The following is a 20262-nucleotide window of genomic DNA, read 5'->3' as shown; positions in this document are numbered from 1 at the left end:
TCATGCTTCATAAAACACTCGAACTGACACCCATCACCCAAGACCCAACAACTAGAAACCATCTATCACCACCTATCTATAACTCCGAGGGCCTAAAAAATTAGCCGTCGTGGTTTCAATTAATTTGTCGCCTTGATAAACACCAATTTTTATGTTATTTCTATCGCCAGTTAAAGCGGCATTATTAATTTCAACAAACAGTGTTCCTTTCGCAATGCCAAGCTTAGGAACCGTAAAACTATTGCTGGTCGCAACCAACTTTAAGTCGCCTTTATGGGACATCAATTTAAAACTCACATTGTTAATATCATTCGTAGTTTTATTTATGAGTTTGTAGGTGAACACATTGCTAATGATGTTATTTTCTTTATGCTCAAACAATTGTCCTGGTAATCTTAAAACAGTGGCTTCTACATCGTTCCTTAAAAAGAGCATCCCAATTAGCAGCCCCGTTAAAATAGTAAGAACGGCAATGTAGCCTTTGATTCTTGCGGTCAATTTAAAAGGTGCTTTTTTCTCGATATTATCTTCACTGGCGTATCTTATCAAACCTTTAGGCAGGTTAACACTTTCCATGATGCTATCGCACTCATCGATGCAAGCGGTACAGTTTACGCACTCTAGTTGTGTGCCATTTCGAATATCAATACCTGTTGGACATACATGTACGCATTGAAAACAATCGATGCAATCACCATGGCCTAAAGCTTGTCTGTCTTCATTCTTCTTGATTTTTTTCCTGCCGTTTTCGCCTTCCCCGCGTTTGTGGTCGTAAGCCACCACAATCGATTTATTATCCAGTAACACGCCTTGCAGCCTGCCATACGGACAAGCAATCACGCAAACTTGTTCCCTAAACCATGCAAATACAAAATAAAAAACAGCCGTAAAAATGAGTAAGGATATAAGGTTGCTTATGTGGTTGAGTGGATTGTCGGTTATATAGCTTATCAATTTATCGCTACCTATTAAATATGCTAAAAACACATTCGCAATCACAAAGGAAATGAAAAGGAAAATAATCAGCTTTAATCCTTTCTTTCTTATTTTTTCGGCGTTCCAAGGTTGTTTGGCCAACCGTATTTGCTTGCCTCTGTCGCCTTCAATCCAATATTCTATTCGTCTGAACACCATTTCCATAAAAATGGTTTGTGGACAAATCCAACCGCAAAAAATGCGTCCGAATGCCACTGTGAACAGCGTAATAAACACCACGCCAATAATCATGGAAATTACGAACAGAAAAAAATCCTGTGGCCAAAATGGAAATCCGAAAATATTAAAACGGCGTTCTAAAATATTGAACATTAAAAATTGGTTGCCGTTTATTTTTATAAATGGCGCAGTTAATAAAAAAGCCAACAATAAATAGCTTACCCATTTTCTGTAGGTGTAGAATTTTCCACTAGGTTTTTTAGGGAATATCCAAGCGCGTTTGCCCTCATTGGTAACCGTGCTAATGGAATCTCTAAATACTTCGTTTTCTGGTGTTTCCAATGTTGTTGTTTTTCTAAATAGATGTCATGTCGAGTGAATTTTTTAAATTTATATCGAGACCATTGTGAGAGTGTTCTCGATACATTCCGATAGAAATCGGAACACTCGAACTGACATGCTATTGATTAGTCACTGCTTGTATTGTATCTGTTGTGGTTTGAGGAGCAACTTCCGTAGTGCTATCTCCCCAAAGATCACCTTCTGCTTCTTTCGGATTGGCTGGTGTAGTACCTTGAAAAGTTAACACATAACTAGAAACTTGAGCCATTTCAAGTGGTTTTAATTGTTGTTTCCAGGCAATCATCCCTTTACCGGAACGGCCCCCTTCACTAACGGTATTAAATATGCTTTTAATATCACCACCTAAAATCCAATGTTGGTCGGTTAGGTTTGGACCAATACCACCACCACCATCTGCCATATGGCAAGCTATGCAATTGGTTTCAAAGATCGCTTTTCCAGCACTCAAATCGGCAGCATCGGTAAGCAAGGTTACGGTATTAACATCCACCAAATCTTTAGCGGTTTTCTTGTAGGCTTCAATAGCTGCTCTGGCTTCCACTAATTCGGTTTCTAATTCATCGTACTGGTTAGCCCCATTAAACACATGGTATCTTAATAAATACACAACACCAAATATGATGGAGATATAAAATCCATATAGCCACCATGGTGGTAGGTTGTTATCTAACTCTCTTATACCGTCGTAATTATGGTCTAAAATAATCTCGCCTTCTTCTTCAATGGGTTTGCCACCGACAAGCTTTTTGTAAATATTTTTTAACCAAGTGAATTTATAGTTGTTTTCTTTTTCGGCTAAAAAACGTACTTTGGATTCTGCGTCGAGTTTGTGTAACATAACGTTTTCTAAAGCACTTGTTATGGCTTCAATGGCAATCAATATTAGCAATACCAATAAAAGAAATAACAGTACGGCCGGATATACCATGAAGGCAGGTTGGTCGCCAGAATCTATCACATATTCGGTCAGTCCGAAAATGATAAAGAATACAATTGGTACGCGTATCCATGATGGAATTAAATGTCTCATAGTTCTGTGTCGTTTTGGTGGTTTTCTAATGGAATATGGCTTACGGTTTTGATATAGTCTTTTTTAGCTGTAAACACCCACCAAAAAAGAATTACAAAAAAGATAAAGAAAATGAGAAGTGATAGGATGGGGTAAATCTCTATACCCTCCATACTCTCCATGTGACCTTTTATGAATTTTAACATAATCTAATTGTTTTGATGGTTATTGTTGATTGGTTTCTACTTTTATATCGGTGCCTAAGCGCTGCAAATAGGCTATCATGGCAACAATTTCCCTGTTTCTCATTTCAACAAAAGTTTCGCCATTTTCGGTAGCATATTTTTTGTCAGCTTCATAAGAATTCACAAAATCCGGATCGGTATATAATTTTTTCTCAATGTCGGTCCCTTGCTTCAGCATATGCTCTTGAGCATTGGCTATATCTTCCTCGGTATAAGGAACCCCTAAAGACACCATTGCTTTCATTTTGGTTTCGGTTAACGATTTATCCAATTCATCACTAATCAACCATTGGTAACGAGGCATGATGGAACCCGATGAGGTACTTTGTGGGTCGTACATGTGGTTAAAGTGCCAGTTATCAGAATATTTGCCACCAATTCTATGTAAATCTGGCCCCGTACGTTTACTTCCCCATAAAAATGGATGGTCGTACACATATTCACCAGCTTTAGAATAGTCTCCATAGCGCTCAACTTCATGTCTGAACGGACGAATCATTTGTGAATGACAACCAACACAGCCCTCACGAATGTAAATATCACGCCCTTCCAATTCTAAAGGCGTGTATGGTTTAACACTTGAAATAGTGGGAATGTTCGATTTTACCATAATGGTTGGTACAATTTGAATGATACCACCAATTAATATGGCAACAGTAGCTAGGATGGTTAATTGTACCGGTCTGCGCTCTAACCAAGAGTGCCAACCTTCACCAGCAGTACGTTTTTTGGTAACTCGTTCTAGGGCAGCAGCTTCAGCCAATTCATCTTCAACACGACTACCTTGTTTTATGGTGATAATTACATTGTAAACCATGATGAGCATACCTGTAAGAAATAATGTCCCACCAATGGCGCGCATCCAGTACATAGGCATGATTTCGGTAACGGTTTCTAAAAAGTTTCCGTAAACTAAGGTGCCATCAGGGTTAAACTGTTGCCACATGGAATATTGGGTAAATCCAGCAACATATAATGGTAATGCATACATAATGATACCTAGGGTGCCAATCCAGAAATGTAGATTTGCTAATCCAATGGAATATAGATTGGTTTTAAAAAGTCTTGGAACCAACCAGTAAATCATACCAAACGTAAGGAAACCGTTCCAAGCCAAGGCTCCAACGTGTACGTGGGCAATAATCCAGTCGGTAAAATGGGCTACGGCATTTACGTTTTTAAGTGATAATGTTGGCCCTTCAAACGTTGCCATACCATAACCAGTAATAGCAACGACCATGAATTTCAAAACCGGATCAACACGTACTTTGTCCCAAGCACCACGTAGTGTTAGCAATCCGTTTATCATACCGCCCCAAGATGGCATTAATAACATCACCGAAAACGCAACACCCAAATTTTGTGCCCATTCTGGCAAGGCTGTATATAATAAATGATGTGGGCCTGCCCAAATATAGATGAAGATTAACGACCAAAAGTGAATAATGGAAAGTCTGTAAGAATACACAGGTCTATTAGCTGCTTTAGGTACAAAATAATACATCAATCCTAAAAACGGTGTTGTTAAAAAGAATGCTACGGCATTATGCCCGTACCACCATTGTACCAAGGCATCTTGCACTCCTGCATAAACCGAGTAACTTTTTAAACCACTTACAGGAAGTTCTAAACTGTTGAAAATATGTAATACGGCAACGGTTACAAATGTGGCTATGTAAAACCAAATAGCAACATATAAATGGCGTTGTCTTCTTTTTAATATGGTACCAATTAAGTTCCATCCAAAAACCACCCATACCACGGCGATAGCAATATCTATTGGCCACTCCAATTCAGCGTATTCTTTTGATGAGGTATAACCTAACGGTAAGGTTATGGCAGCCGCAACAATAATAAGTTGCCAACCCCAGAAGTTGATTTTGCTTAATACATCGCTAAACATTCTGGCTTTAAGTAAGCGTTGTGTAGAGTAGTAAACCCCCGCAAAAATAGCATTACCCACAAAAGCAAAAATAACGGCATTGGTGTGTAATGGTCGTAAACGACCAAAACTTAGCCAGGAAATGCCATCGGTTAAGTTTGGGAATAAAAACAAAAAGGCAAGAAGTAAACCTACCAACATACCTACAACACCCCAAAGCATGGTGGCATAGATAAAGTTTTTAACGATTTTATTATCGTATTGAAATTGCTGTATTTCCATAGTTGTGGTTGTTAATCTTTTTTGGTTAGTATTGATTTTTTGGATTTTTCTTTAATGAGTTCGTCTTCAAACAGCATGCGAACAGATGGGGTGTAACTATCGTCAAATTGTCCGTTTCTTATAGCTATTATAAAAGCAATAAAAAAGCCAATAGCTACAATAATGCTTATCGTTAATAAAACATAAATAACACTCATACCTACTTGAAGTTATGGTTCAAAAATATCCTTATCTGTTTTTGTAAAAAATGACATTTGTCATATTTGGTGTTATACTTTTTAATTGCCATGAGTTTTTATTGGTGTTTAAATTATAATAATTATTCGTTTAGTAATGTCTTATTTAGTTTATTTTTCTACCTATTACATTGGTGAAAATGGTTGTAAAAGCAACAATGCTTATCGAGCTTAACGGCATTAATATAGCAGCGACAACAGGTTCTAATTGCCCTGTAACCGCAAAATAAAGTCCGATGCAATTGTATAGAAACGACAATACAAAACTCCACTTAACGATGTTTATAGCCGATTTGGATGCTTTTATATAATCATACAATTCGTTGAATTTTGAAGCATCCAGTATGGCATCACAAGCGGGTGAAAACACATTCACGTTTTCAGAAATGGCAATGCCAACATGGCTTTGTGCCAAGGCACCTGCATCATTTAAACCATCGCCAATCATCAACACATGTGCGCCTTCACTTTGATGGTATTTAATATATTCCAGCTTGTCTTCTGGTTTTTGATTGAACAATAGCTTGGTTTTTGTGGGAAGTAATTTGGTAAGATTGTCTTTTTCGCCTTCGTTGTCTCCTGAAAGAATCACCAAATCATAATCTTGCTTTAGTTTGTTGAATAACTGTGACAAACCTTTTCGATAGGCATTGTAAAAAGTAAATTTTCCTTTATACTTGTTGTTGCTACTTATGTGAACAGCTGTGTTTAAAGTGGCGGTTTCAGACGCGTAGCCAACAAAAGGAGCAGAGCCAATTTTTATGGAATCTTGTTTGTATTGCGCTTCAATGCCTTTTCCCAAATATTCTTCATACCTATCTAAAGTGAGAATGTTATGTTCGTTTAAAAGGTGGTATAACGATCTGCTTAACGGATGGTTGGAACCTCTCAACGTGCTTTTTAACAACACTTCTTCATCTTTAGAAAGCGAGATGCCTTCATAAGCAATGGATGTTTCTTTATTGGCGGTAATGGTACCTGTTTTATCGAAAATAATGGTGTCTATTTTAGCCAATTGTTCAATAACACTGGCATTTTTTAAGTAGAATTTTTTCTTGCCCAAAATGCGAAGCACATTACCAAACGTAAAAGGAGCAGCTAATGCCAGAGCACATGGACAGGCAATAATTAATACGGATGTAAAAACGTTTATGGCTTTGCTTGAATCTACTATCAACCAAAATGTCGTCGCTATTACAGCGATTATTAAAAGGCTAATGGTAAAACGTTTACTTATTTGATTGGTAATATTGGTGAAGGCTAACGATTTGTCCTTTTTAAACACATCGTTGCTCCAAAGTTGGGTTAGATAGCTTTGCTCAACCGATTTTAAAACATCCACTTCTATAGTGCCATTCAATTGCTTGCCGCCCGCGAATAGTTTGTCCCCTGATTGTTTACTGACCGTTTTGGATTCGCCTGTTACAAAACTATAATCAATCCGCGCATTCCCTTTTATTAAAATACAATCCACAGGGATGAGTTCTTCATTTCTAATTAAAAGCCGGTCACCTTTTTCAATATCATATACTTGGACGGATTCTTCTTTTCCGTCAGGAGTTATTTTGGTGATTCCGATAGGGAAATAAGATTTATAATCGCGTTCAAACGATAAAAAGGCATAGGTTTTTTGCTGGAAGAATTTCCCAAGCAATAAAAAGAAAATAAGACCAGTTAGACTATCGAAAAAGCCAGAACCAATATCAAACATGATTTCGACGGTACTTCGAATAAATAAAACAGCAGCACCCAAAGCGATGGGCACATCAATATTTAGAATCTTAGACCGAAGTCCTTTATAGGCCGAAATAAAATAATCTTGTGCTGAATAAAATATAACAGGAACGGAAAACGCAAACATCAACCACCTAAATAGAGGTTTAAATTGCTCGAGCCAGAATTCGCCAACTTCAAAATATTCTGGGAATGATAAAAACATGACGTTTCCAAAGGCAAAACCAGCAATACCCAATTTGTAAATTAAAGACCTATCAATGTGTTTTTTGCCCACACTATAATCGTCTAAACTTATAAAGGGCTCGTAACCAATACTACTTAATAGGGTTACCAAGTTTTTTAATGAGAGTATTTCGGCATTAAAAGTTACCCGAACGGTTTTTTTGCCAAAATTTACTGTTGAGGCACTTATGGACGGATGTAATTTGTTGAGGTTCTCTAAAATCCAAATACACGAACTACAGTGGATGTGTGGTATATAAAGTGAAACAATTTGGGTAGAATCATCATTAAATTCCAGTAATTGTTCTATTATTTTGGTGTTTTCTAAAAAGTTGTACTTGCCCTCAATGTCTTTGGGTGTGGCACCTGGAGCGGTTTGTAAATCGTAGTAGCAGGTTAAATCGTTTTCAGAAAAAATTTGGTACACTGTTTTACAACCTTGACAACAAAATGATTTTTCGTCATAAACAATATGCGTTGTTGAGGCGTCTAAGCCACAGTGAAAACATGCGTGTTGGTTCATTATTATTTGCTCAATTTATACCTAGGGCAAATTTCAAAATTGAAGTTTCTTTAAAATATGATATTCGTCATGTTTTAAGATAATGAAAGAACAAATGTTATTTCCAAATCAATTTAAACAGTTTTGCTTGGCAACATGATTTTTATTTTTGAAGGAAGTATCGTTGCCACAATAGTTTCCACTTCGCCAATAAATTCACCATCCACTTGAAGCGGTATTTTTTTCTTGCAGTGTATAGTTACTTTTTTGGTAGCGAAGGATTCTACAAATGCAGGATCTCTTACAGACGTTTCGCTTAAGGTATTTAAAATATCGAAAACATCCATTTTTTTAAAAAGCAATACTTCAAAAATGCCATCATTCATTTTGCCTTCGGGATTGATGACAGCTCCAGTGCCAAATTGGTTGGCGTTTGCAATGGCTACCATAATACCAGCTTTTTGTAATTCTTCTCCGTTTATTTCTATGGAAAAACGATAGGGCAAATCCGATTCTACAAGCGTGGGAATGGTTTGAAGCGCATACCCTAATTTTCCCCTCAGCGAGGAGTTTTCGTAGTTTTTAATCAAAAGGGCATTAATACCAATATCAGCAATATGAAGGCAAAGATGATTGTTTACTGAAATAACATCCATATTAATAAACTCATCGCCTAAGACAATCTTAACTTGGTCTTCGAGGCTATCAGGTAAATTGAAATTAGATGCCAATCCATTAGCAGACCCAGCAGGAATAATACCTAAGGGAATGTCTAATTCCAAAACAGCTTTTGCCACGAGCTGTATAGTACCGTCTCCACCGGCGACTAAAATCCTATCAATGGATTTTTTTTCTACGATGTCTTTAATATGTTTTTCATCGTTTTCGCCCGTGGTTTTGTAAGTTTCTAATGTAGCATGCTGGTTTAGAACTATATGTTGTATGTCTTTAGTAATGTCCTCTTTTTCCGAACCTCCTGAAATGGGATTGATTACCAGTAGCAATTTTATTTTTGATTTCATAAACCTTTATAATTGTTTAAAATTAAGTAATTTGTCGGTCAATTAAGTAAATAAATTCTGATTTGGTAAAACTTGATTTAAAATTGTACAGAGGTTATGTAAATGATGGGGAACTTCTTGTCTCTGGACATGTATTTCAGTCATGGGCTCCAGATAAATACCGACTTGATAATAAGGGTATTAGGCATGCGGTTTCCATTGTGCATATGTTCAGGATAAAACCCTATCCCAATGCTGTTGTGACCTTGAAATTTAAAAACCTTGAGATAACCACTAAAACGTTAAACGATGGTTTTTTTAGATTTACGGTGCCATTTAACGAGCCCTTAGAAAGTGGGTGGCATCCTTATGAAGTGATTTGTAAGCTTCATAATTTTGGCATTGTGAATGTTGGTGAGATTTTAAAGCCATTTAAAAGTAAACTTGGCATTATTTCGGATATAGATGATACCTTTCTTATGTCGCATAGCAGAAGTTTTTTTAAAAAACTATATGTGCTTTTATTTAGAAATATTAATAACAGAAAAATTTTTGAAGACGTCGTACAACATTACAAAGCCTTAAGTATAGCAGGGCAAACCAATGAAGTAGCTTCCAACTCCTTTTTTTATGTGTCTAGCAGTGAATGGAACTTATATGAGTTTATTGATTCTTTTGCACGATTGCATGAACTGCCAAAAGCGGTTATCAAACTAAGTGATATTAAGGCAGGAATTTCAGATTTCCTCTTTACGGGGCGAGGTAGCCACAATCATAAATTTGTTAAGATTAAAGAAATCATTTCATTTTATCCACACTTACAGTATGTGCTTCTTGGCGATGATAGTCAAAGCGATCCCTATATTTATGAACAAATTAGTAAGATATTTCCAAAAAATATTAAAGCTGTTTATATAAGAAAGACATCGAAATCAAAAACCAAAGTTGAAAGAATCCTCAACAATATTGAGAGTTTAGGTGTGGCGGTTTGTTATTTTAAATTTAGTCATCAGGCTATAGCACATTCTAAAATGATAGGTATTATTTAAAAACGTAAATTTGTTTTTATTCGATGAATGAGAGTTTTGTGATTTTTAACCAAACCTTAATTTCAAGCATCTATTATTTTAATTAATTTTGGTTTATTAAAAAATTTAAAGGATATACAATTAATGTATCAGAACGAAAAAGATATTTTTAATGTACTTTTTGAAGCCGTATCAGAAGGTGTTATTGTAGTAAATAGTAAACAAGAAATTGTTGAAACCAATGCTTCTGCTGAGCGCATGTTTGGTTATAAAAAAGATGAACTTGTTGGTCAACATCTTAATGTTTTGATTCCTCAAAAATATCATTCTGGCCATGGCGCCCATGTAGAAGGGTTTATGAAGCATAAGGAAAGCAGGCAAATGGGACGTGGGCGTGATTTATTTGGTGCGCATAAAAATGGCAACACATTTCCTGTAGAAGCTGGTTTGAATCCTTTAGAAATTAATAAGGAATCGTTTGTAATGGCATTGGTTATAGACATCTCTATACGAAAGCAACAAGAACTTGAACTTCAGGAACTAAATAATGAATTAGAAAGAAAGGTTAATGAGCGTACAAAAGCCTTAAGTGATACTGTTGAAGAGTTGAAAACAGTAAATTCAGAACGCGATGCCGAAATCAAAAAACGCATTGAGGCCCAAAATAAAACAAAAAGTGCCCTTAAAAAAGAAAAGGAACTTAATGAATTGAAAACAAAGTTTTTATCATTGGTGTCCCATGAATTTAAAACACCCTTGAGTGGTATTTTAACCTCGGCCATGCTGTTGGGTAAATATAAGTTGACAGAACAACAAGAAAAAAGGGATAAGCATGTAAAAACCATTTCAGACAAAGTGCATTACCTTAATAATATTTTGAACGACTTTTTGTCCATTGAAAAATTAGATACAGGCAAAATTAATTATAAGTTTTGCACGTTTAAAGTAAGCAAAGTCGTTAATGAAGTCGTATATAATGCCAATATGCTTTTAAAAGAAGGTCAGGAAATAAAATATCCAGAGAACATTGATGATTATTCCATGTTTCAAGATGAAAAAATCGTAGAGCTGGCATTGTCCAACTTAGTGCATAATGCTATTAAATATTCCTCCGAAAATACCTTAGTGGATATTCAAATCAAGCAAAATGATAAAACTACCACATTTAAGATTAAGGATAATGGCATAGGTATTCCGCTTAACGATCAAAAAAATATATTTAATCGTTATTTTAGGGCAGAAAATGCACTTCTTACCCAAGGTACCGGTATTGGGTTGAATATTGTGAAAAGCCATTTGGAAAATCTTGGAGGTACTATAAGTTTTTGGAGTGAAGAAAATAAAGGAAGCGAATTTGTAATTACGTTGCCAAATACAGTTAAACAATAAATATAGATATTAAGGAAAAATATGCTTGAGCATCCACTAATAAAAACAAAGCGATACCATATGTCCTTTTTAGAAAAAGCAAATATTTACTACTTATGAAAAACATATTACTGATAGAAGACGATGTTATTTTAAGGGAAAATACATCAGAATTATTAGAACTATCCGATTATAATGTTATTACAGCTCCAAACGGTAAAATTGGTTTGGAAATGGCAAAAGATAATTTACCAGATATTATTATTTGTGACATCATGATGCCCGAACTTGATGGGTATGGCGTTTTGGAAGGCTTGGCAGGAAATGAAAAAACCAAGCATATTCCTTTCATATTCTTATCGGCAAAAACAGAGCGTAAGGATGTTAGAAAGGGTATGGACTTAGGAGCTGATGATTATATCACAAAACCATTTGAGGAAGAAGAACTTATAAGTGCCATAGAAAGCCGTTTGGCTAAAGCAGCTATCATAAAAGAGGCAAATGATGTAGAAGAACAGACAGCACCTGAAGAAGAAGAACTTAGAACCCTTAACGATCTTAAAAACTTTTTTGATGATCATGGCGACACCTTAAACTTTACGCAAGGTGAAGAGATTTATGGTGAAGGGCAAAATTCTAATTATATCTATTTAATTTCCAAAGGTTTAATAAAATGCCATAAACTAGACGACCAAGGAAAAGACCTCACAACTGCATTATATAAAGAAGATGATTTGTTTGGCTACACCTCGTTTACACAAAACACCCCTTATCAAGAAACCGCTACCGCGATACAAGATGCCGTTTTAATTGGGATTTCAAAAAACGAACTCAAAGAGGTGCTTAACAGTAACCATAAAGTAACTTTAGAACTTATACAGTTACTCACGGAAGATCTTACCATGGTAAAGGACCAATTATTACAAATGGCCTATAGTTCGGTTAAAAAACGAACCGCAACTACCATATTAAAATTTGCAGAAAAACTCAATCGTAAACCCGAAGATGCTATCAGAATCTCCCGAAACGATTTAGCCAGTGTCGCTGGTATCGCATTGGAAAGTTTGATTAGAACACTTTCTAGTTTTAAGGATATGGGTATTATTGAGATTGAAGGGAGAAATATTAAAATTTTAGATATTCATAAACTTAAGCAAATAAACTGATTTCACTGAAATTAAGATGGAATTATGATTTTAATCATATTTCATTAAGTGCCATGCCGTTAATTTTGTTCCTACAAGATTATAGGCATGAAGAATATTTTAATACCAACAGATTTTTCTGAAAATTCATGGAATGCTATCGAATACGCGCTTCATTTTTTTAGTAAATCATCATGTAATTTTTATTTGTTGCATGTTACTACTAAACATAATTTAGTAGAATCTGGTATATTACCTATTCACAACCAAGATATTAGTATTGAGACATTAACATTGCCCTCCAAGAAATGTTTACAAGACATTATAAAGCGCATATACGAAAGCTTTCCTAAAAATCCTCTTCATAGGTTTTTTGCCGTTTCAGATAGTAATTATTTGATCCACTCCATAAGGGAACAGGTAGCGCAAAAAAAGATTCACCTTATTGTCATGGGGACTAAGGGGACAACCGATTTAAAAAAGTTACCCATAGGCAGTAATGCCGGCAATGTTATTACAAAGGTAAAATGTGCTACAATGGTTATTCCAGAAAATGCCAAATACAAAGCACCTAAAGAGATTGCATTTCCAACCGATTTTTCCATTTTTTACCGCCCCGAAATATTACAGCCTATCATTGATATTGTTGAAACAAACAATGCCTCGGTTAACGTGTTGCATGTTAATAGAAATGGAGTAGAACTGAATGATGATCAACAAAAAAACAAAGACTATTTAGATGACTATTTTACGAATCACAACCATAGTTTCCATTTTTTAACAAACACACATTTGGAAGATGCTGTACAACAATTTGTTGACGACAGAAGCATTAATTTAATAACCATGTTAGCTAAAAATCTAAATTATTTTCAAAAAATACTGTTTCATCCCACATCAAATGAAATCAGTTATTATAAAAACGTGCCTTTTCTAATTTTACATTAAGATGTTTAGGAAAGACTGAATTTTCAAAACTTAATTAAATAGCATGGGCAAGTGTGAACAATGCATAATCAAACAATTTAACGCGCTTAAATCTTTAAGTAAAGAAGAACTTGTTAGGATTTCTAGTTGCAAAACATCCATGATTATTAAAAAAGGCGATGTTATATTCGAGGAAGGAGATTCTATAAACGGCGTATATTGTGTAAAAGATGGTATTTGCAAGCTCTCAAAATTAAGTTCCAACGGGAAAGATCAAATTGTTAAAATTGTAGTAAAAGGCGATTTATTAGGGCAACGTTCCCTCATTACGGGCGAAACCGCCAACTTACAAGCAACTGCTCTAAATGATATGGAACTGTGTTTTATTCCGAAAAATGAAATTGTTAATGATTTGCTTAATAACTCAAAATTTTCATTTGATGTTTTAAAGGAAATGGCTCACGATTTAAAGGAAGCAGATGATATCATTGTGAATATGGCACAAAAAACAGTGAGGCAGCGTCTTGCTGAAACCATTATTTATATTCATGAAAACTTTGGAACAAACCCCGATGGTACTTTAAGTGTCCTGCTGTCTCGCGAAGATTTTGCTAATATAGTAGGCACCGCTGTAGAATCCGCTATTAGGGTACTTTCTCAATTTAAAAAAGAAGGCTTAATAGTTACCATTGGCAAGCGTATCAAGATTAATAATATTGAAGGATTAAAACGTGTAGAATAACAACCATAAGTATTTCTCTAGTTTGTTATAGAAAAATTTAATACTTCCTTAGCTTTTTTTGGCTTTAAATACCGTATTTTTATGCTGCTATGGTAAATAAAAATACGTCTAGAAAAGGTTTTGTATTTAAAAAATATGAAGCTCCAAACAAATCTCCTTTCGATACACTCTTCGAAATTTTTAAAGAGCTTATTACGCATACATCGGGCGACTTTGATGAAGCTATTGATTGGTTGCGGGAATTGGATAAAGAATACAAGTTAACCACTTCTGAATATACCATAGACGATTTTATAGAAGACCTTAAAAAGAAAGGTTACATAAGGGAAGAAATTGATCCTGATGGTAATAGTGGCGGTACGTCCATTACCGCAAAAACCGAACGGGCCATTCGTCAACAGGCCTTAGACCAAATTTTTGGAAACATAAAACGCAGTGGACAGGGGAATCATAAAAGTAAAAGTCCGGGTATTGGCGATGAACATACAGGTGATTTTAGGAACTATCAATTTGGTGATAGTTTAGATAAAGTTTCCGTTACCGAAAGTTTAAAAAATGCCCAGATTAATCATGGTATAGGAAACTTCAGTCTCTCTGAAGAGGATTTGGTTGTTGAAGAAACACTTCACAAATCCCAAATGAGTACCGTATTGATGATTGACATTAGTCACAGCATGATACTGTACGGTGAAGATAGAATCACACCAGCAAAAAAAGTGGCCATGGCATTGGCAGAATTAATCACCACCCGTTATCCAAAAGACACTTTGGATATTTTGGTGTTTGGCAACGATGCTTGGCAAATTGAAATTAAAGAGTTGCCTTATTTAAAAGTAGGGCCTTATCATACTAATACGGTAGCGGGTTTGCAGCTGGCAATGGACTTACTTCGTAGAAAGCGAAATACCAATAAACAAATTTTTATGATTACTGATGGAAAACCCAGTTGTGTGCGTATGCCTGACGGACAATATTATAAGGATAGTGTTGGATTAAATCCATTTATAACCAATAAGTGTTATGCGATGGCGCAACAAGCCAGACGCTTGCATATTCCCATAACTACGTTCATGATTGCACAAGATGAGTATTTAATGCGGTTTGTTCGTGAATTTACCTATGCCAATCAAGGAAAAGCATTCTATACTGGATTAAAAGGCTTGGGGGAAATGATTTTTGAGGATTACGAAACCAATAGGAAAAAAAGAATTAGAGGATAATTAATTAGCTGTTAGCCCTTAGGCACTAGCCTTTAGCTGGAGTATAATTGTGCTAAAAGCCAAAAGCAAACAGCCAAAAGCAATAAAATGAAAAATATAAAAACATTTGGAGACCTAAAGGCTTCAGGATATAAAAGCAAATCCATTAAAGATGAATTGAGAGATAATCTCATTCAGAAAATAAAGAACAAAGAAACCACTTTTGAAGGTGTTCATGGTTATGAAAATACGGTGATTCCAGAGTTGGAGCGCGCTATTTTATCTCGTCATAATATTAATTTATTGGGTTTACGCGGACAAGCAAAGACACGTTTAGCACGGTTGATGCTTAATTTATTGGATGAATATATTCCGTTTGTGGAAGGTTCAGAAATTAATGATGACCCATTTCAACCCATATCCAGATATGCCAAAGAATTACTAAAGGAAAAGGGTGATGATACGCCCATTTCTTGGTTGCACAGAAGTGAGCGTTTTGCCGAAAAATTAGCAACGCCTGATGTTACGGTCGCGGATATTATTGGTGATGTAGACCCCATAAAAGCAGCTAACTTAAAATTAAGTTATGCCGATGACCGCGTGATTCATTATGGGATGATTCCAAGGGCCAATCGTTGCATTTTTGTTATTAATGAATTACCAGATTTGCAGGCTAGAATTCAAGTGGCTTTGTTTAATATTTTACAAGAAGGCGATGTGCAAATTAGAGGGTTTAAGTTGAGGTTGCCTTTGGATATTCAGTTTCTGTTTACAGCAAATCCCGAAGATTATACCAATAGAGGAAGTATTGTCACGCCGTTAAAAGATAGAATTGGGTCTCAAATTTTAACCCATTATCCAGCAGATATAGAAACAGCAAGATTGATTACAGAACAAGAGGCAAAGGTTTTGGAAAGTCAGAAACAATCCATTAAAGTGCCAGATTTAGCCAAAGATTTGTTGGAACAAATTGTGTTCGAGGCCAGGGAAAGTGATTTTATAGATTCCAAAAGTGGTGTCAGTGCTAGATTAAGTATTACGGCATTCGAAAACTTATTAAGTACTGCGGAATTACGTGCGTTGAAATCGGGAGACGAAACAACTACGGTGCGTTTAAGTGATTTTGTGGGTATCATTCCATCCATTATAGGTAAAGTAGAATTGGTTTATGAAGGTGAACAAGAAGGCGCCGCAGTCGTGGCCTATAATTTAATAGGTGAAGCTGTTAAAACCTTGTTTGAAGAATTTTTTCCTAAGATTGGTAAGCTAAAAAAGCAAACGGAGGAAAGTCCATATGATGATATTGTATCTTGGTTTTTCAATCAGAAAGAGGGTTTTGAATTATTGGATGATATTAATGATAAAGAATACAAAATGATGTTGGATGCCATATCGCCTTTAGATGAATTATTAAATGAGTACCAACCAGATTTAGAAAAAGATGATTTGTATTTTGAGAAAGAGTTTGTGCTTTGGGCTTTGGTGGAATTCAAATTGCTCAGCAAATTCAGGTTTGCAGAAGGCACACAGTTTAAGGATCCTTATGGCAGTTTTATAAGCGGTATTTAAAATATAGAGCTTAGTATTTATAATCTACTTTTAATATTATTAGCGCATAATTGAATGATTTCTATTATGCGCTTTTTTCTGGTTTCTTCCCTTTTTGCTTGATTTAGCCAATATAAGTAGCTTTTTCTGTATGAAGGGGCAAAGTTTTGGTAATTGGTATAAGCGAGCGGATTTTTATCAAACTCTATTTGCAAATCGTCTGGTATCGTGCCATTTTCAACAGCATCTAAAGTAGTCCAACTACCATTTTGTTTAGCGATTTCAATTTTGGCTAGACCGCTTTCATGCATTAAGTTATTTGAAATTAACTCTTCAATATACTTTTTGTTTAAGGCACTCCAAACACTTTTATTGTTTCTAGGAGTAAAATATTGTTTGCGTTTTCCATCACCTAAACTTTTTACTGTAGAATCAATCCAACCATAACATAAGGCAATTTTAACGGCCTCTTCCCAACGCATACTATCATTTTCGTGTGCTACTTTATAAAAAATGAGATAAACGCCTTTACATGTTGTGTGATTTTCATGTAACCACTCCCGCCATTCGGTATCCGTTTTAAAATAATGTTCAGATAATTCCAAAAACTTATAACTTTTTGCTTTCTACATAAAAATTGGGATCAACTTCGAGAGAAGCGTTTCCGGTTTCTAAAGTGATGGTTTTCCATTCTGCTTTAGGATAAATCCATTGTTCTTTATCGTTAATGTTGACTTTAACGGGCATATCAAATTTTTCCACAATACTTGTCCAACGGTACTTTAATTGATTATTCTCTATGCTATATTCAAGAGTTGGCACTTTGGTAGTTCTTAAATACTGATTGAAAAATTCGGTTAAATCAATGCCGGATTGTTCGCTAATATAATTTTCAATTTGTTGGGTCGTTACAGTTTGATGATAAAATGTTCTATTGAGTCCGCGTAAAATTTGGCGCCATTTTTCATCATCTTCAATTAACTGTCTTAAGGTATGCAGCAAGTTAGCTCCCTTGTCATACATATCACTAGAACCTTCCTTATTAACATGATATGTGCCAATTAAAGGTTTATCGTTATTAATACCTCTTCGTAAACCAATAACATATTCTGAAGCCGCTTTTTTACCATGATAGTAATCCAAAAATAAACTTTCGGAGTAACAGGTAAATCCTTCTTGAACCCATAAATCGGCAACATCTTTAACCGTTATGTTATTGGCGAACCATTCGTGGCCGGCTTCATGTATAATGATGTAATCAAACATGAGTCCCCAACCTGTATTCGATCTATCTCTACCTAAATAGCCTTTCAAGTATTTGTTGCCATAGGTTACTGAACTTTGATGTTCCATACCTAAATAAGGGACTTCTACAAGTTTAAAACTGTCTTTGTAAAAGGGGTAAGGTCCAAACCAATGCTCAAAAGCTTTCATCATTTTTGGAGCATCTTTAAAATGTTGTTTGGCTTTATCAAGATTATCACGCAAGACATAATAATCCATATCTAAATTTCCAGCTTCACCATCATAAATTTCCGAAAAATTAGCATAATCACCTATGTTGATGTTTACACCATAATTGTTGATTGGACTTTTTACAATCCAGTGGTACGTTTTTGTGTCACCAAATTGCTCAACACTTCTAAGTCTCCCATTGGAAACGTCCATCAAGTCTTTAGGTACATTGACGCTAATGAGCATGCTATCTACTTCATCGTACATATGGTCTTTACAAGGCCACCAAACACTGGCTCCCAAACCTTGATTGGAAGTAGCAACAAAATGGTTGCCATTATTGTCTTTTTTCCAAGAAAAACCGCCGTCCCAAGGTGCGTTGATAGCCTCTTGGGGATGACCTTCAAAACTGACTTCCAGACTATTTATCTCTCCAATATTTTGTTTGTCAATCAATGTCACGAAATGGGCATTTCCATCATCTTTAACTTGTAATGCTTTACCATTTTGAGTGATTTTTGTAATCACCATAGGTGCTTGCAAATCAATTTGCATAACGGTATTATTTTCCAAAACTTTATATTGAATGGTATTTTTACCAGAAATGAATTTATTATCTGGCTCCACTTTTACCTCTAAATGATAATAGGTTAAATCCCACCAAGCACGCTCTGGTGTGATGCTACCTCTTAAAGTATCCTGCCTTGTAAAGGCCTCTTTTTTATTTAATAAATCTTGGGCTTGCAGTTTTACTGTTGAAAACAATAAAATAATACTTGATATTACTAATAAACGATTCAGCATATTTTTTAAAAATTAAAGGACTAAAATACAGTATTTGGGAAAACTACAACACTTTCAAATCCGTTTTCTCCAACAGATGCTATTCCGAAAAAGTAGTTATCAACAACAATACCATCTAATGTGAATTCTGAAATATCACCCACATATCTACTATAATCCCAAGTAGGCGAGGTGGTATCCCTCCAATAAATTTTATAGCCAACGGCACCAGTTACTTTTTCCCATTTAAATGTTGCCGAAGGTTCTACGGCACCACCAATAGACACCTTTTTTGGTGGTGGTGGGGCGGACGCTAAACTTGCTAAGTTAATGGCGTTTACAGCGGTTAGTTTCTTGGCATAATCAAAATTGACGTGTTCAATAACATCGCCATATTTAATACCATTTTCTTCTCTAATATCCTGATGCTGTTGGTTGTAGTTTTCATGTGCTTCCATAATCCGGATACCCGCAAAACCTAAATCATTAAACGGACGATGATGTCCGCCACGACCAAATCTATCCAATCTATAAACCATCATAGGGTTCATTTCTGGCATATACGTTTTTGTGGTTTTGTGAACATATCGGGCTAGTTGTCTTGAAATGCCATCAATTTCCCCACCATAAAAGCGTCTTAATTGGCGTTCACGTTCTGTTTCTGTTGGCGGAACAGGTTCTGAAAAAATTCTGAAGGTTCTGTTATCAACAACGCCATCCAAGCCTTGAATGTTTCCAATCATATCATTATTTAAAACCCCGATAATGTCCCAATCATGTTCTTTGGCATAGTTGGCTAAACCAGCTCCACCAAATAATCCTTGTTCCTCTCCTGAGAGACCGACGTATATAATACTGTTTTCAAATTTATATTTTGATAAAACTCTAGCAGTTTCTATAGTTCCAGCCATACCAGAAGCATTATCGTTTGCTCCTGGTGCATCCGTGGTAAAATCCATAGTATCACTGGCACGGGAATCTATATCGCCACTCATAATTATATAACGGTTTGGGTATTTGGTGCCTGTTTGAATAGCGACTACATTGACGACCCAAGCATCATGAGGCACACGGTTATTGCCATTTTTAGTCACAAAATCCTTTTGATAAAATACATCTAAGCAATTATCGCAACTTCTGGAAATGGTTTCAAATTCTTGTTTTATCCAACGTCTGGCAGCTCCAATACCTCGTGTATTTGATAAGGTGTCACTGAAGGTGTTTCGTGTGCCAAAATTCGCTAATGTATGAATGTCCTTTTCAATTCTTTCAGCAGAAACGGCATCAATGATATCATATATTTTTTGGTCTGTTTGAGATAAGGAAATGGTAGTTATTAAAAGAAAGAAGCTTAGGAATGGAATTTTCATGGAAATTTTATTTTAAAAATAATGAAAATAAAATCGCCTTGAAAATTAATTCAAAGCGATTTA

The 20262-nt window shown here is 35.5% G+C and carries 17 protein-coding genes; 7 read left to right on the top strand and 10 right to left on the bottom strand.

The window, feature by feature from the left end; all coding sequences use genetic code 11:
- Positions 1-72: 72 nt before the first annotated feature.
- From ccoG to CDH49_RS07520, 7 genes are all read right to left on the bottom strand, one after another.
- Positions 73-1497, bottom strand: a complete 1425-nt coding sequence (gene ccoG / locus CDH49_RS07550; RefSeq protein WP_100614878.1) for a cytochrome c oxidase accessory protein CcoG — start codon at positions 1495-1497, stop codon at positions 73-75.
- A gap of 118 nt (positions 1498-1615) precedes the next feature.
- A complete protein-coding gene (locus CDH49_RS07545; protein WP_100614877.1) occupies positions 1616-2548 on the bottom strand; it encodes a cbb3-type cytochrome c oxidase N-terminal domain-containing protein in 933 nt (310 codons plus the stop codon).
- Positions 2545-2733 (bottom strand): CcoQ/FixQ family Cbb3-type cytochrome c oxidase assembly chaperone, encoded by a 189-nt coding sequence (locus tag CDH49_RS07540; RefSeq protein ID WP_100614876.1) that lies wholly within the window; start codon positions 2731-2733, stop codon positions 2545-2547. Before CDH49_RS07540 ends, CDH49_RS07545 begins: the two co-directional genes overlap by 4 nt.
- Positions 2734-2752: 19 nt before the next feature.
- Positions 2753-4936 (bottom strand): cytochrome-c oxidase, cbb3-type subunit I, encoded by a 2184-nt coding sequence (gene ccoN, locus CDH49_RS07535; RefSeq protein ID WP_100614875.1) that lies wholly within the window; start codon positions 4934-4936, stop codon positions 2753-2755.
- Positions 4937-4947: 11 nt separating this feature from the next.
- Positions 4948-5133 (bottom strand): cbb3-type cytochrome oxidase assembly protein CcoS, encoded by a 186-nt coding sequence (gene ccoS / locus CDH49_RS07530; protein ID WP_100614874.1) that lies wholly within the window; start codon positions 5131-5133, stop codon positions 4948-4950.
- A gap of 145 nt (positions 5134-5278) precedes the next feature.
- Positions 5279-7654, bottom strand: a complete 2376-nt coding sequence (locus CDH49_RS07525; protein ID WP_100614873.1) for a heavy metal translocating P-type ATPase — start codon at positions 7652-7654, stop codon at positions 5279-5281.
- A 113-nt stretch (positions 7655-7767) separates the two neighbouring features.
- Positions 7768-8655, bottom strand: a complete 888-nt coding sequence (locus tag CDH49_RS07520; RefSeq protein ID WP_100614872.1) for a diacylglycerol/lipid kinase family protein — start codon at positions 8653-8655, stop codon at positions 7768-7770.
- Between the two features lie 62 nt (positions 8656-8717).
- Between CDH49_RS07520 and CDH49_RS07515 the strand changes: the two genes are divergently transcribed.
- The 7 genes from CDH49_RS07515 to CDH49_RS07485 all read left to right on the top strand — a co-directional run bounded on the left by CDH49_RS07515 (position 8718) and on the right by CDH49_RS07485 (position 16612).
- Entirely contained in the window at positions 8718-9683 is a 966-nt protein-coding gene (locus CDH49_RS07515) for an App1 family protein (protein ID WP_239970612.1), read from the top strand.
- A 123-nt stretch (positions 9684-9806) separates the two neighbouring features.
- Complete coding sequence (locus CDH49_RS07510) at positions 9807-11051, top strand: PAS domain-containing sensor histidine kinase (protein WP_100614871.1); 1245 nt, start codon at positions 9807-9809, stop codon at positions 11049-11051.
- 95 nt (positions 11052-11146) lie between these two features.
- Entirely contained in the window at positions 11147-12196 is a 1050-nt protein-coding gene (locus tag CDH49_RS07505; RefSeq protein ID WP_100614870.1) for a response regulator, read from the top strand.
- Positions 12197-12283: 87 nt separating this feature from the next.
- Positions 12284-13123 (top strand): universal stress protein, encoded by an 840-nt coding sequence (locus CDH49_RS07500; protein ID WP_100614869.1) that lies wholly within the window; start codon positions 12284-12286, stop codon positions 13121-13123.
- A gap of 139 nt (positions 13124-13262) precedes the next feature.
- A complete protein-coding gene (locus CDH49_RS07495) occupies positions 13263-13844 on the top strand; it encodes a Crp/Fnr family transcriptional regulator (RefSeq protein WP_317044386.1) in 582 nt (193 codons plus the stop codon).
- An 89-nt stretch (positions 13845-13933) separates the two neighbouring features.
- Positions 13934-15064: a vWA domain-containing protein gene (locus CDH49_RS07490; protein ID WP_100614867.1), complete on the top strand. Its 1131-nt coding sequence runs from the start codon at positions 13934-13936 to the stop codon at positions 15062-15064.
- A gap of 87 nt (positions 15065-15151) precedes the next feature.
- A complete protein-coding gene (locus CDH49_RS07485) occupies positions 15152-16612 on the top strand; it encodes a magnesium chelatase (RefSeq protein WP_100614866.1) in 1461 nt (486 codons plus the stop codon).
- A 17-nt stretch (positions 16613-16629) separates the two neighbouring features.
- On the opposite strand, the gene CDH49_RS07480 is transcribed toward CDH49_RS07485, so the two are convergent.
- Genes CDH49_RS07480 through CDH49_RS07470 form a run of 3 tightly spaced genes read right to left on the bottom strand, consistent with a single transcriptional unit; the run spans position 16630 to position 20199 of the window.
- The gene (locus CDH49_RS07480) at positions 16630-17196 is read right to left on the bottom strand and encodes a YdeI/OmpD-associated family protein (protein WP_100614865.1); all 567 of its coding nucleotides are present in this window, start codon (positions 17194-17196) and stop codon (positions 16630-16632) included.
- A gap of 4 nt (positions 17197-17200) precedes the next feature.
- Positions 17201-18850 carry a M1 family metallopeptidase gene (locus tag CDH49_RS07475; protein ID WP_100614864.1) on the bottom strand — a complete coding sequence of 550 codons (1650 nt, stop codon included), beginning with the start codon at positions 18848-18850 and terminating at the stop codon, positions 17201-17203.
- Between the two features lie 20 nt (positions 18851-18870).
- Positions 18871-20199: a M28 family peptidase gene (locus tag CDH49_RS07470; RefSeq protein ID WP_100614863.1), complete on the bottom strand. Its 1329-nt coding sequence runs from the start codon at positions 20197-20199 to the stop codon at positions 18871-18873.
- Positions 20200-20262 lie beyond the last annotated feature (63 nt).

Source organism: Confluentibacter citreus, assembly GCF_002807055.1.
Lineage (GTDB): Bacteria > Bacteroidota > Bacteroidia > Flavobacteriales > Flavobacteriaceae > Confluentibacter > Confluentibacter citreus.
The sequence above is the reverse complement of the archived record's forward strand: the minus strand, read 5'-3'. Positions and strand labels throughout refer to the sequence as shown.